Consider the following 13,321-nt stretch of genomic DNA (forward strand, 5'->3'; position numbering starts at 1 on the left):
CTAGAATAGCATGAAAAACATCGTTTGTCTAGTGGATAAACTAAGTGATAAATTGAATAATACATGTTATAATAGTGCTCAAGGAAGCGGTTGCATTCCATATGATGACCGGCGGACTGTAATGAACTCAGCCTAAATCTAAACTCAAGAAAGCGTGGACCAATCATGAAAATGACTCAAACGTTCAACCAACATGTCGTCAAAAAACGAAATAAGTCCTTGATCCTTCATGCGATTAAACAATTTTTTCCCGTTTCCAGAGCGGCCCTCGCCACAAAAACCGGCCTTAATAAAGGAACCGTTTCCTCGCTCGTTAATGAGCTGCTGGAGGAACAATTAATTCTCGAATCCGGACCTGGTGTTTCAAGTGGCGGAAGAAGACCGGTCATGCTGCTGTTTAATCAAACCGCCGGCTACTCAATTGGCATTGATATTGGCGTCAACTATGTTCTCGCTGTCCTTACCGACCTTCAAGGCGTAATTTGCTATGAGAAGCAGATTAAAGTGAACCACCCGACCTTCAGGGAGATTAGTGACATCCTTTATGAGGTAATCGACGAATTAATGGCCAACATGCCTGACAGCCCCTACGGCGTCGTCGGCATCGGGATTGGCGTGCCCGGGACAGTAAGCACCGCTGAGGAGATTTTGCTCGCTCCTAACCTGAACTGGAGAAATGTTGATCTGAAGAGCCTTCTTGAAAAAAAATATCATGTGCCCGTAAAGGTGGAAAACGAAGCAAATGCCGGGGCTTATGGGGAAAAGAAATTCGGCATCGGCCAAAAATGCAATGACATCATTTATATTAGCGGCGGAATTGGCATCGGGGTCGGGCTTATTTTGAACGGCGAGCTTTATAAAGGGCATAACGGTTTATCCGGTGAACTCGGCCATATGACGATCAATCTTGATGGACCGCTCTGCAACTGTGGCAACAAAGGCTGCTGGGAGCTCTACGCCTCTGAAAAAGCGCTGCTGCAAATGGCCGAACAGCAGGGGATCTTTGCAACGGGGGAAGAAGCAACCTTGGAGGCCGTTGTTCAGCTGGCAAGCTCTGGGGATGAAAGAACCTTGCAGTTAATCGGAAAGCTCGGCGAAAATCTGGCAATCGGCATTAACAACATTATTAATACGTTTAATCCTGAACAAATTATTATCGGCAACCGGCTCGCCGCCTTGCAAACATGGCTTGAAGAGATACTGAGGGACAGCTTGAAAAAACATGCATTGGCCACGCATCAGAAAAACTTGCAAATTGATTTTTCTAAATTGGAAAAGCGCTCAGCCGCCCTGGGGGTTGCCGCCTCCTCTACCGAGCATTTTCTGGCGATTAATTTAGAGGAAAATTAAAAGGCTGAAAGTCCGGCCTTTTGGCACAGCGATCTGTAAGCGCTTTACTAAAATACATGCAGAGGTGATAAACATGTCGATCATTCGAAACCCGATTTTACCAGGCTTCAACCCGGACCCTTCTATTTGCCGCGCCGGTGAAGATTATTACATTGCCGTTTCGACCTTCGAGTGGTTTCCCGGTGTAGGCATCTACCATTCAAAGGACTTAAAAAACTGGCGGCTCGTTTCCCGGCCGTTAAACCGTCTCAGCCAGCTGCAGATGATCGGAAACCCGGACTCCGGCGGAGTATGGGCGCCGGCCCTCTCCTATCATGACGGGATGTTTTGGCTCATCTATACGGACGTAAAAGTGACCGAGGGCCAATGGAAGGATTGTCATAACTACCTCGTTACATGTGAGACGATTGACGGTGAATGGTCAGAGCCAATCCATATGAACAGTTCGGGATTCGACCCTTCCTTATTCCATGATGACGACGGAAAAAAATACTTCGTAAACATGGTTTGGGATCACCGCGTCTCTCATCATAATTTTTACGGGATCGTTCTTCAGGAATATGACGTCGAACAGCAGAAGCTGGTCGGCAAAAAGGAAATCATTTTCAAAGGAACCGACATTAAGCTGACCGAGGCGCCGCATGTATATAAAGCCAACGGCTATTATTATTTGCTGACGGCTGAAGGCGGTACAAAATATGACCACCAGGCGACAATCGCCCGTTCGAAAAATATATGGGGACCTTATGACGTTCATCCGGAAAACCCGCTTATTACATCGTTTCCTTATCCGAGAAACCCGCTGCAAAAGGCCGGCCACGCTTCAATCGTTCAGACGCATACCGATGAATGGTTTCTCGTTCATTTAACAGGCAGACCGTTACCAAGAGAAAATCAACCGTTACTCGACCCGCGCGGCTTCTGCCCGCTCGGAAGAGAAACGGCGATTCAGCGGCTTGAATGGAAAAACGACTGGCCTTATGTCGTCGGCGGCAATGAACCGGCCCTTGAAATCGAAGGACCGGCCATCGACGAAGTAAAATGGGACGACGTTGCCGAAAAGGATGATTTTGACCAGGATACATTGAGCCTCCATTTCCAGACGCTGCGGATTCCGCTTGATGAGAGCATTGCTTCACTCAAGGAACGCCCCGGCCATCTGCGGCTCTACGGAAGGGAATCACTGACATCGAAGTTTACCCAGGCCTATGTGGCAAGGCGCTGGCAACATTTCACCTTCACCGCCGAAACAAAGGTGGCCTTCCACCCTGAGACATTCCAGCAGGCGGCCGGACTAGTAAACTATTACAATACGCAAAACTGGACCGCGCTCCAGCTAACATGGAATGAAGAAAAAGGCAGAGTGCTTGAACTGACGACATGCGATCATTTTACATTTGATCAGCCGTTGCGGGACCGCCCGATTGTCATCCCGGAGAATATCGACTACGTTTATTTGCGCGTTAACGTAGACACTCACCTTTACCGTTATTCCTACTCCTTTACCGGCAAAGAGTGGACAGAAATCCCGATCGACTTTCACTCCTATAAACTGTCGGATGACTATATCCAGGGAGGCGGTTTTTTCACCGGTGCCTTTGTCGGGATGCAGTGTCAGGACACGTCCGGCCAGCGCTTACACGCCGACTTCGATTACTTTATCTATAAAGAGCGGCATCATTAAGAAAACCGCGTAGCGGCTTTTCTTAGAAGCGGCGTGCGGAGCCGTTACAATCGTTTAAGGATGGCTGAAAACGGGCTTTTTTCAGCCATCCGCGTAACGCGCGAAGCCGACGCCCTGTCAGGAACCATTCTCCCGGCAGGGCCATTCTTATGTAACCGCAAAGCGGTACGTCGTCGCCGTCCGGTACTCCTCATCTTTTTCCAAAAGGATAGACGGAAAATCAGCGTGATGGACAGCGTCAGGATGATGCTGTGTCTCCAGGCAAACGCCCCTATGCTTTTTCCAACGGTCTTCTTCAATCGTATTGGCTGTATAAACGACAACGCAAGGCTCATCTGTTTCGACGATTAGCTCCCTCCCACTTTCTTCATCAACTAAACGGATTTCTTCCTGATGGTTCGCGCTTAAAATGAATGGATGATCGTAGCCGCCTCCGGCCAATTGATTCTGCGGATGATGTGACGCGATCCCGTCCTGCAGACGTCTGCCTGTCCGGAAATCAAATGGGGTATTCGCCACGTCAAGCTTTTCCCCTGTCGGCAGCAAACTCTCATTCAGTGGCAAAAAGCGGTCGCTTTTTAACGTAAGCTTATGTTGAAGCACATCCCTTTGTCCATTGCCGCTCAAGTTAAAATAAGAATGGTTCGTCAGATTAACAATCGTTTTCTGATCCGTCACCGCCCGATAAGAGATCATCAGCTCGTTTTTATTGTTTACGTGATAGGTCACCTTGATGCTTACACGACCCGGATAGCCTTCTGTCTGATTAGGGCTTTCATGGGTAAAGATTACTTTCAGCTCATCAGCGTTTTCTTCGGTCCGGGCCTCCCACACGACTTTATCAAAACCGGTCTTCCCGCCATGAAGATGGTGCTCCCCTTCATTTTTCGCCAGGCGGTGCACGATGCCGTCCAATTCAAACTCGGCATTGCCAATCCGTCCTGCCACCCGGCCGATGACGCAGCCAAAAAAAGCAGTCTGATCGAGATATTTCTCCAGCGTTTCATAGCCTATGACGACATTTTCAAGCCTGCCGTGCTTATCCGGAACAACAATCTTTGTTATCGTGCAGCCATAGTTGATACAGCCGACTTCCATTCCGTTGTCGTTTTTCAGCAAAAAGGCTTTCACTGTCTGCCCGTTGATTTTGCCAAAAATCCGTTCACTGACATTCATCATTGCCTCCCCTTCCCTGCCTCATATAAAAATGTACTGAATGCCTTAAGCAATCAGTACATGTTAATCTATGAATCTATGATGAGTGAACACTCGCGAAAGTTTCTACTAGGTACTTGTTCACAGTCGCCTTCAGCTGCTCCAGTCTGCCGGACTGATTATTGTCGATGCTGTCGATCCGTAACGCATATTGCTCCAGCTTATGAAAATCTGTTTTCCCTTCGACGATCTCACGGCCGATTCCCGTCGTGTAGCTGCGGTAACGCTCCGCGATAAAATCGTCCAGTACACGGTCATCAATTAATCGTTGCGCTACCTTGGCCCCGATCGCAAAAGCGTCCATTCCGGCAATATGAGAATAAAACAGATCATCGACATCAAACGATCCACGTCTGACCTTCGCATCAAAGTTCAGTCCACCTGAACCAAGACCACAGTTTTTAATAATTTCATACATTCCCAATGTCGTTGAATACAAATCCGTCGGAAACTCATCCGTATCCCAGCCAAGCAGCGGATCTCCCTGGTTTGCATCGACTGAGCCGAGCATCCCGTTAATACGCGCCGTCCGCAGCTCATGCTCAAACGTGTGCCCCGCCAATGTCGCATGGTTCGCTTCCACATTGAATTTAAAAATATCCTGCAAATCGTATTTTTGTAAAAAGGCCAAACCGGTGGCGACGTCAAAATCATATTGATGCTTTGTCGGCTCCTTCGGCTTCGGCTCAATCAAAAACTGGCCGTCAAAGCCAATTTCCTTTGCATAGTCTTTCGCCATGTGAAAGAAGCGCGCCAGATTATCAAGCTCCAGTCCCATATCGGTGTTAAGCAGTGTTTCATAGCCTTCACGTCCGCCCCAGAACACGAAATTTTCAGCCCCTAAACGCTTGCCGATTTCCAGTCCCTTCTTCACCTTCGCGGCGGCATAAGCAAAAACATCAGCATTCGGCGATGTGGCCGCTCCATGTAACCAGCGTGGATGAGTGAACATATTCGCTGTGTTCCAAAGCAATTTCACTTTGCTCGTTTTCAAGTGTTCTTCGATTCTGTCAACGATCACATCTACGTTTTTCAATGTTTCGCTCAAAGAATCCGCTTCCGGTGCAATATCAAAGTCATGGAAGCAGAAATACGGCACGCCAAGCTTTTCAAAGAACTCAAATGACGCTTCAACACGCGCTTTTGCCAGTTCCATTCCTGATAAATGATCGTATGGACGTACAGCTGTCCCAACCCCGAACGGATCGTTTCCTTCCCCGGTAAACGTATGCCAATAGGACACGGCAAAGCGAAGAAGCTGCTCCATCGATTGCCCGTTAATCTGCTCAGCCGGATTATAGTATTTATACGCAAATGGATTGTCTGAACTTGCCCCTTCAAACTTGATTTGCTTCACATTGCCAAAGTAGCTCATCTTCCCATCTCCCCTTATCCATTTTAGAAAACGCTTTCAGCAATTGCATTATATCACCGTTAACTTAGTTTGTCTATCGGACGTACAAAGTAATTTTTGTTTTTTTAAGCAGGGCAAAAAATCACCTACAGAAGGTCGATGTCTTCCATAGGTGATTTTCGTTTTATTTATGATGTTCGCAACGTCTTTAACGCCCCGCTCCAGGCAATGACTTGATCAAGCATTTCATTCACATTTTTTTGATGCAATTCAGCAGGCTTAAATACCGTAAAGTTCTCAAAATCAGTAAACAGCGACAAAGTTGGATGAGTTCTGACATCAGCGACGAGCAGCTCGCCCAAAATTCCGCGTAAATGCTCTGCGGCACGCGCCCCGCCTGTCGAGCCGTAGCTGACAATCCCGGCCGCCTTGTTAAACCATGCTTCACGGGCAAAATCAACCGCATTTTTCAACGCTCCCGTAATGCTGTGATTGTACTCCTGAACGATGAAGACAAACCCATCTAGACCGGCAAGCTTCTCGTTCCACGCCGCAATCCCCGGCTCTGTTCCATCTGTCGTTCCTAAAAACGGCAATTGAAACTCAGCGATATCAACAATTTCGTAGTTGGCATCGCCACGCTGCTCGGCGATTGCTTTGACCCACTCTCCCACTTGCGGACTCACTCGACCATCACGTGTACTACCAAGAATAATCCCGATATTCAACTTCTCTGTTGCCACTGCTTCTTCCTCCTTTGTTTACCACCTTAATTAGTACCCACCTGTAAAACTCCCCACCTCTTTTTATAAGAGTGTGAATATTTACCAGCTTATTATAAGCGACAAAGCAATATCTATACAAAGAATACGACTTAAACAAACGTTTCATTAACTGCCTCGGTCCCACTTATTTGCTTCTTGGACGGTCGCCGCCTGGCGTCATCGGCAATTGAATTGGCGTTATTTGTTAGTTACAGAGGAACAAGAGATCGTTAGTATAATAAGTGACAATAAAAAGCGAAACGAGTACTGTGCAGATGGAGAAAACCGCACAGCTGCTTTTCTTTTTATACAAAGGAGGGACTGTATGAATGACATCTCATACACGAATTAAAATCCCAGAAGGATTTTGGTCGGGACTGCGACAATTGGGGATTGCTCCTCATGACGTCATTCGGAAAGCGCAACTACCACTTACGATTATTTCAGAACCCGCTGTCAACACAGCTCAATATTTTGCGATTTGGCAAAGTTACTCGGATCTCATTGGCGACACAGCTAAAGGAATCATCCAGCTGGCAACCTCCTTTGAAACATCGAAATATCCGCCGCCGATCTTGGCGACTTACCATGCGCGCAACTATCGCGACGCCTTATACAGGATGGCGCGCTACAAACAGCTATGTCCCCCCGAATCTTTACACATTACAGAGGAAGATGGACACTGCACAATCGAACTGAAATGGCTCCGTCCAGAGCAATCTGGACCACCAATGCTCGTTGGGATCACACTGGCCTTTCTTCTTGAACTAGGCCGCCGTGGTACAGGGCAACCATTGAAAGCAAGGGCAGTTGAATTTTCCCATCCAATGGGAGACAGTGAAACACTTGAAGCATACTTTGGCTGTCAGATCCAGAACAATGCAGCCTGCAACCGTCTGACCTTGGAGCGAAGTGAGTTGGACCTCCCTTTTGTCTCCTACAACGCAGAATTACTGGAAATTCTTACTCCGGTTTTAGACCAGTCGTGTGACGAGCTACACGATAGCTTTTCAGTCACCAGGAAGGTCAAGTGGATTATGAAACGCAGCCTGACAGGGGGGCGTCCTTCTATTCATTCTGTTGCGGGCGAATTAGGGATAAGCGACCGCACATTGCAACGCCGGCTTATAGCTGAGGGAACGAGTTTCAAACAACTGTTGATACAAGCCCGGCATGAACAGGCAAGGGAATACCTGGCAAACCCTACACTCGACATTAAGGAAATAGCTTTTTTAATTGGCTATGAAGACGAGAGTTCGTTCTACCGGGCTTTCCGCCATTGGGAAGGCGATACACCTTCTCAATGGCGTATACAGCATTTAGATATCCGTGCAAAAGAGCGCTTTCTGAAGCGTGATAAGTAAAACAAGGAAAGAGGGATATAAATGGAAATGAACCTACACACTAAAACAGCTTTAGTTACAGGGTCAACAAAAGGTATCGGGAAAGCAATTGCTTTTGAACTTGCCAAAGAAGGCGTGAATGTAGTGATCAATGGCCGAAAGGAGGACGAAGTAGAACGAATGCCTCAGTATTGTATGACCAAATCAATGCTATTATCCTTAGCCAAGAGCCTGTCTAAATTAACAAAAGGGACAGAAGTTACAGTCAATACGATTATGCCGGGACCAACCCTGTCGGAAAACGTACAACAGATCATTGACAGCTTGTATCCAAATAAGATGACATTCTCAGAAAAGGAGGAAGCATTTATGCTGGCAAACCTCCCTCAATCTGAGATACAGCGTTTTATTAGACCAGTTGAAATCGGTCGACTCGCTGCCTTTCTATGCAGCCCTTATGCCTCCGCATTTAAAGGCTCTCCTATCCGTATGGATGGCGGGATGGTACCGACTATTTTTTAGATCAACTCATCTATCAAAAAAATAAGAACTTGCCATCAGGCGCAAGTTCTTATTTTTCAATTGACCTCTTCGCAGTCAACCCGGTTCATTTAATGCAATAGCCATAAGAGAAGCGAGATCGTTCCCGCCGACACAATCGTACTGAACAGCGTAATTCCGGCGACCATTTCCGGCTCTCGTCCGTATTGATTCGCCAATAAAACGGGGACGATCGCGGCCGGCATCGCCGCCTGAAGAAGAATGACGTTGCTTGCCACCTCATCAAACGAAAAGAAAGGCAACAAAAGAAAAGCGAGTACGGGGGAAAGCACGAGGCGAATCGTTACACCGAGCGCAATCCCCTTCGCAAAGCTGAAGCGTTTAATCGTTGCCAGCTGCATTCCGAGCAACAGCATAAGCATCGGAATCATCGCCTGACTGAGCATCTCGATTGGATGGTAAACAATCGGATGAAGCTCAATGGTTAACGACTGGCACAGAAAGCCCAGTAATCCGGCATAGAGGACGGGCATTTTTAAAAGCTTCTTCAGCGTATCACCAATCCCGCCTTTGTCCTGGGCGGCAAATAACACCCCGAGAGAATTCATCATCATGGATTGAATAACGAAAAAAGCGATTGCCCACTGAAAGCCCTCCTGGCCATACGCCAGTAAAATAATCGAGCTCCCGTAATTCCCCGCATTCGGAAAGGAGGCGACGAGAAGCAGGCCCGTTTCCCTCTCTTTATTAAAACGGAAGCATCTTGCCAAAATGATACTGATCACAATGATCGCAAGGAGGAGCACCACTTCAAACAATACGAGCCAGCCAATATCGCCGCTGATGGTGGAACTGTAGAAATTTTTAAAGACAAGTGCCGGCAATAAGCAGTTGAAGCTAATATTTGACAATGTCCGGATATCACCATTAAATTTTTTCTTTAGAAAAAAGCCACATGCAAAGATGATGAAAATCGGTAAAACAATCGATAAAATGTCCACTACTTCTTCATATCCCAATTTGTCATCTTGTCCTACTCACCTTTCATTCCGGTGCTTCTCCCACTCCCTGCACAAACAGTCGTTGCTATTCAGAAAACTGTAGATCTTCCAAATGCTTTAAGAGCGTATCTCTCGCCACTGTTAAATGATCGTACATGAGCTGGCCGGCACGCTCAGCATCTCTAGCAGCTACCGCCTCCAATATGTCCACATGCTCCTCTAATGCCTTTAAAGCGCGGCCCGGAATCGAAAATGTCGATACCCGAATAATTCCTCCCACTTGATAGAGCTGATCAATGATGGAAAGGAGCCGATCATTCTCTCCTTTGCATCTCAATAAAGAATGAAATTTTTTATTGAGCGCATCGACCTCGCTCCAAGAGCTTCTCGCCGTCGCTTCCAGCAGCTCCTGTTGGATGGCATGAAGCCCTTCAATATCCGCCTCAGTCAAATGGGGAACTGACTTCCTCGTCGCCATCGCTTCCAGCTCAATTCGCAGCTCAAACAAATTGACAACATCCTTTGTTGTCATCACCTTCACCCGTGAGCCCCGGTTTGGGATGCTTTCCACTAATCCTTCCACTTCTAAATTGCGAATCGCTTCACGCAAAGGCGTGCGGCTGACTCCTAATTTCTCGCATAGCTCTTTTTCTAGTAACTTTTGACCGGGCTTTAAATTTCTTGATAAAATTTCTTCTCTTAATATCGCCGCAATCCGATCTTTAGCTAACTGTGAAACTACCTTTTTCATGCCTTTTCAATCACCACCTGTATCACCTAAATAGTATACTAATAGTATAATGTATACATTTTTCAAAGACAATGATTTTTGTCTTTTTTTGACTTTTTAGGTTGGCTTTACTTTCAGAAGGCAATCGACTGCATAGGGCAGCAGGGCTACTTTAGGAACAGAGGCACACATTTGCTTTGCATTGTGATAAGCAGCTTCAATTGTTTCCGAAGGAACAAAAAACATTTTCTTCAACTCGATCGGGTCCAAATGACCGGAGATAAAGTAAATATGATATTTCGCCAGCGCCCTGGCATACATATAGGCTTTTGAGGAATGATTCTGACTGCTGAAGCCGTCTTCCTTAAAGCGTCTAATCACTTCCTGCGGATCCCTCGATTCTGCCATCAGCTTACTGAAAGAACCGATTCCATCCTGGCATTCCGCCACTAAAATAATCGATCCGCCCGGCTTCGTGATGATCTCCGCCGAAGCGAGTGCCTTTTGCGATTGATGCATATCAAAGTCTTTCGGATATCCACCCGGCGATACAATCGTAATGTCATAAAGCTCAGGTACCTCCAGCTCCCAGGCGTGCCTGCAAATTTGTACCCCGGCTTCATGTGCTTCTTCTAAATCCCCGGCCACTACTCCGACGATGTGGCCTTCATTATTTTTGACAACATTGACGATGAAATCAACACCGACCTTCCGCGCCGCTTCTACAGCTTCTTCGTGAAAGCGATTATGTTCCATCTTCCCCATCACCGGTTCTTCGGAACGAATTGGAAAGGAGTGGTGCTGCATTAAGCTTTTCACCCCAGCCACGCCCGGGACAATACTTTTGCGGCCGCCGCTAAATCCGGCCGTCTGATGAGGCGTAATGATCCCGGTCGTAATCGTCACATCCGCTTCGACGACGAGCCGGTTGACCTCAACATCCAACCCATGCTTCGTCTTTCCTAAATACACCAATTGCTCAGGATCGGAAGCATTGTGGTTGACGATCAGAAAGCGGGAAAAATTAGCTTCGCCAACCATTCCCTTTAATTCCTCTTCCGTATTCGGCCGATGATTGCCGGTAGCGACAAGCAATGTAATCGCCGAGTCTGGCATGCCGGCCGCATTCAATTCATTGGCCAGCTCTTCTACAAGCAACGCCGAAGGAGCCGGCCTTGTAATATCATTGATCACAATGACTGCATTCTTCTTTCCAGCCGCAAGATCGCCGAGCTTTTCAGCGCCGATCGGGTGACGCAGGGCATCTTGTACCGCTTCTCTTTCATTAGAGAGCCGCTCTAACGGCTTGACGACAAGCTCATCAACGGGGGTATCCAATTCAAACTTCAGCATTTCTTTTCCATACGGAATTTGATAGATCATAAGTATCAACCTCTCCGTATCTATTTTTTTAAAAACAGCGGCTTTTTCAAAACATGAAGCAACACATCTGAGTCGAGATAATCGACATAGTGCAAAATCAATGCTTCGACTGTTTGCGGCATCACCTTCGATAGACCTGTATGGGTGACAATTAAATGCTGGATCGATAACGGCAGTTTGTGCTCGATTGCTTTTTGCACAGCATAGAAGCCATGCTGCATCAGCTTTCCATATTCTGTTTTGCCGCTTTGCTCATATTCAAAAAACTTACTGACATCATGCAAAAGCGCTGCCGTAATCAGCACATCGCGATCGACAGATATATTGTGAATCTGCTCAATCACGTCCGCGCAAGCAAGCGCCTGCTGGGTGACGCTGCGCGTATGCTGAAGATTGCTATATTCGGTCACGTCACCGCTTTTCGGTACGCTGTTAAGATCGTCCCAGCTGCTGACATTAAGCGTTTCCTCCCAAATGTCGACCACCGCTTTTCGGTACGCTTCATTTCCGATTTGCTCAAGCTCCGGTAAAGCTGCAATAATTGCTTCCCTGTTGTTGATTATTTGTTCCATCGTGTTACCTCCCTGATCTCAATGTTTTCAAGCTGTCTGACCAGTTCGTCGCCAAATTGACCAGTGGTGGCGCTCCCACCCAAATCGCCTGTTTTGACTCCTTTCAAAAGCGTTCTCTCCACAGCCATCTCAATAAGAGCGGCGGCGGTTATAGCCTGCTCATCCTTATTGCGAATCCCGAGCCATTCCAGCATCAGCTTCGCGGAGAGAATCTCAGCAATCGGGTTGGCGATGTTCTTACCGGCAATATCCGGAGCTGAACCATGCGTCGCTTGAGCAAGCATAAAATGATCGCCTAAATTTAAACCTGGTGCCAGCCCTAATCCACCGACGAGGCCGGCAGCAAGGTCGGAGAGAATGTCTCCGAACATATTCGTCGTCACGACAACATCATACTGTTCTGGCTTCTGCACCATAAACATCGAAAACGCATCTATATGATAGTCAGACACTGCGACATCCTCATATTGCTTGGCAATCTGACGGCAGCTGTCCACAAATAAGCCGCAGCCCCGGCGCAGGACATTCATTTTGTGAATCACTGCCACCGAGCGTCTTCTATGCTCAGCAAGCTCAAAGCCAACTTTCGCCAGACGCTCACTCGCCTTTCTCGTCACGACGCGAAAGGACATCACCGTATCAGGAGTCGGCATCACCTCACCGTCTCCTTCGTACAGGCTGCGGTCGGCGTACATCCCTTCCGTGTTTTCCCTCACAATAACCATATCGACATTATCATAGCGGCCGGGAACGCCGGGGAAGTTTCTTGACGGACGAATATTGGCGTAGAGATCGAGCTGTTTCCGCAGCTTCCCGCTTGGATTGACCATATTTGGATCATGGACCTCGTAAATATGAGTCGTCACCGGTCCGAGCACACCAGCGTCGCACTGCTTTAAGCTCTCAAGCGTTTCTTTTGGCAGCGTCGAGCCGTGCTGTTCATACGCCGACAATCCAACCGGGAGCGGTTTGAACGATAGCGACAGTGCCGGGCACTTCCGCTGGACAGCCTCTAAAACTTTAACTGTTTCTCTGACAATTTCAGGGCCGATTCCGTCGCCTTCCATAATGGCAATTTGATAGTTTTTCACTTTTCTCCACTCCTTTTTTTCTTAATCCGGAATTTCAACGTTTACGAGCGGCGCATGATATTGCCCGCCAAACACATCCTTATCTTCAAAATCACCAGCTGCATGCGGGCGCGGGAATGAAAATTTTATCGCCTTCGCCTCCTCGCAAAGGTACGACTCGACCTGCGCTTCAGGAACATGATAAACGTTGGAAATAAATGCAGCTGATAGAATACCTGAGTTATGAACATGCTGCAAAGCTTCCTCAGTTTCAAATAAAATATCAATCGTCAGCATAAACGGACCGGCGTTTTTAGCCCTGATTAAGCTTGCCCACTCATATAACTTCATCAT

Annotated in this window: 13 protein-coding genes; 4 read left to right on the forward strand and 9 right to left on the reverse strand. The window is 47.3% G+C overall.

Annotation, left to right across the window (positions count from 1 at the left end; all coding sequences use genetic code 11):
* Window positions 1-165 precede the first annotated feature (165 nt).
* Both ABMB67_RS11230 and ABMB67_RS11235 read left to right on the forward strand, forming a co-directional pair.
* Complete coding sequence (locus ABMB67_RS11230) at window positions 166-1,350, forward strand: ROK family protein (RefSeq protein WP_251225042.1); 1,185 nt, start codon at window positions 166-168, stop codon at window positions 1,348-1,350.
* Between the two features lie 73 nt (window positions 1,351-1,423).
* Complete coding sequence (locus ABMB67_RS11235) at window positions 1,424-3,034, forward strand: glycoside hydrolase family 43 protein (RefSeq protein WP_251225041.1); 1,611 nt, start codon at window positions 1,424-1,426, stop codon at window positions 3,032-3,034.
* 147 nt (window positions 3,035-3,181) lie between these two features.
* Here ABMB67_RS11235 and ABMB67_RS11240 read toward each other — a convergent pair whose 3' ends face one another.
* From ABMB67_RS11240 to ABMB67_RS11250, 3 genes are all read right to left on the reverse strand, one after another.
* Window positions 3,182-4,210, reverse strand: a complete 1,029-nt coding sequence (locus tag ABMB67_RS11240; protein ID WP_354572140.1) for an aldose epimerase family protein — start codon at window positions 4,208-4,210, stop codon at window positions 3,182-3,184.
* Between the two features lie 76 nt (window positions 4,211-4,286).
* The gene (xylA, locus tag ABMB67_RS11245; protein WP_354572110.1) at window positions 4,287-5,624 is read right to left on the reverse strand and encodes a xylose isomerase; all 1,338 of its coding nucleotides are present in this window, start codon (window positions 5,622-5,624) and stop codon (window positions 4,287-4,289) included.
* A 167-nt stretch (window positions 5,625-5,791) separates the two neighbouring features.
* Window positions 5,792-6,346, reverse strand: coding sequence for an NADPH-dependent FMN reductase (locus ABMB67_RS11250; protein WP_251225039.1), 555 nt, complete (start codon window positions 6,344-6,346; stop codon window positions 5,792-5,794).
* Window positions 6,347-6,696: 350 nt separating this feature from the next.
* Between ABMB67_RS11250 and ABMB67_RS11255 the strand changes: the two genes are divergently transcribed.
* Window positions 6,697-7,731: an AraC family transcriptional regulator gene (locus ABMB67_RS11255; RefSeq protein WP_251225038.1), complete on the forward strand. Its 1,035-nt coding sequence runs from the start codon at window positions 6,697-6,699 to the stop codon at window positions 7,729-7,731.
* 21 nt (window positions 7,732-7,752) lie between these two features.
* Complete coding sequence (locus tag ABMB67_RS11260) at window positions 7,753-8,232, forward strand: SDR family NAD(P)-dependent oxidoreductase (RefSeq protein WP_354572111.1); 480 nt, start codon at window positions 7,753-7,755, stop codon at window positions 8,230-8,232.
* 89 nt (window positions 8,233-8,321) lie between these two features.
* Here ABMB67_RS11260 and ABMB67_RS11265 read toward each other — a convergent pair whose 3' ends face one another.
* The 6 genes from ABMB67_RS11265 to ABMB67_RS11290 all read right to left on the reverse strand — a co-directional run bounded on the left by ABMB67_RS11265 (window position 8,322) and on the right by ABMB67_RS11290 (window position 13,318).
* Entirely contained in the window at window positions 8,322-9,230 is a 909-nt protein-coding gene (locus ABMB67_RS11265) for an AEC family transporter (protein ID WP_354572112.1), read from the reverse strand.
* Window positions 9,231-9,297: 67 nt separating this feature from the next.
* Window positions 9,298-9,963 carry a GntR family transcriptional regulator gene (locus tag ABMB67_RS11270; protein ID WP_251225035.1) on the reverse strand — a complete coding sequence of 222 codons (666 nt, stop codon included), beginning with the start codon at window positions 9,961-9,963 and terminating at the stop codon, window positions 9,298-9,300.
* A gap of 96 nt (window positions 9,964-10,059) precedes the next feature.
* Window positions 10,060-11,325, reverse strand: a complete 1,266-nt coding sequence (locus ABMB67_RS11275; protein ID WP_354572113.1) for a nickel-dependent lactate racemase family protein — start codon at window positions 11,323-11,325, stop codon at window positions 10,060-10,062.
* A 20-nt stretch (window positions 11,326-11,345) separates the two neighbouring features.
* Window positions 11,346-11,897, reverse strand: coding sequence for an HD domain-containing protein (locus ABMB67_RS11280; protein ID WP_354572114.1), 552 nt, complete (start codon window positions 11,895-11,897; stop codon window positions 11,346-11,348).
* Window positions 11,885-12,988: an isocitrate/isopropylmalate dehydrogenase family protein gene (locus ABMB67_RS11285; protein ID WP_354572115.1), complete on the reverse strand. Its 1,104-nt coding sequence runs from the start codon at window positions 12,986-12,988 to the stop codon at window positions 11,885-11,887. Before ABMB67_RS11285 ends, ABMB67_RS11280 begins: the two co-directional genes overlap by 13 nt.
* A gap of 21 nt (window positions 12,989-13,009) precedes the next feature.
* On the reverse strand, window positions 13,010-13,318 hold the full coding sequence (locus tag ABMB67_RS11290; protein ID WP_354572116.1) for a DUF4387 domain-containing protein: 309 nt from the start codon (window positions 13,316-13,318) through the stop codon (window positions 13,010-13,012).
* Window positions 13,319-13,321 lie beyond the last annotated feature (3 nt).

Origin of the sequence: Halalkalibacter oceani, assembly GCF_040544555.1 — a bacterium.
Taxonomy (GTDB): domain Bacteria; phylum Bacillota; class Bacilli; order Bacillales; family Bacillaceae_D; genus Halalkalibacter; species Halalkalibacter oceani.

Excerpts from the sequence above, each read along its gene's own strand:
- ABMB67_RS11230 (WP_251225042.1), top strand. The coding sequence starts at position 166 with ATGAAAATGACTCAAACGTTCAACCAACATGTCGTCAAAAAACGAAAT.
- ABMB67_RS11235 (WP_251225041.1), top strand. The coding sequence starts at position 1,424 with ATGTCGATCATTCGAAACCCGATTTTACCAGGCTTCAACCCGGACCCT.
- ABMB67_RS11240 (WP_354572140.1), bottom strand. The coding sequence starts at position 4,210 with ATGAATGTCAGTGAACGGATTTTTGGCAAAATCAACGGGCAGACAGTG.
- xylA (WP_354572110.1), bottom strand. The coding sequence starts at position 5,624 with ATGAGCTACTTTGGCAATGTGAAGCAAATCAAGTTTGAAGGGGCAAGT.
- ABMB67_RS11255 (WP_251225038.1), top strand. The coding sequence starts at position 6,697 with ATGACATCTCATACACGAATTAAAATCCCAGAAGGATTTTGGTCGGGA.
- ABMB67_RS11260 (WP_354572111.1), top strand. The coding sequence starts at position 7,753 with ATGGAAATGAACCTACACACTAAAACAGCTTTAGTTACAGGGTCAACA.
- ABMB67_RS11270 (WP_251225035.1), bottom strand. The coding sequence starts at position 9,963 with ATGAAAAAGGTAGTTTCACAGTTAGCTAAAGATCGGATTGCGGCGATA.
- ABMB67_RS11275 (WP_354572113.1), bottom strand. The coding sequence starts at position 11,325 with ATGATCTATCAAATTCCGTATGGAAAAGAAATGCTGAAGTTTGAATTG.
- ABMB67_RS11280 (WP_354572114.1), bottom strand. The coding sequence starts at position 11,897 with ATGGAACAAATAATCAACAACAGGGAAGCAATTATTGCAGCTTTACCG.
- ABMB67_RS11290 (WP_354572116.1), bottom strand. The coding sequence starts at position 13,318 with ATGAAGTTATATGAGTGGGCAAGCTTAATCAGGGCTAAAAACGCCGGT.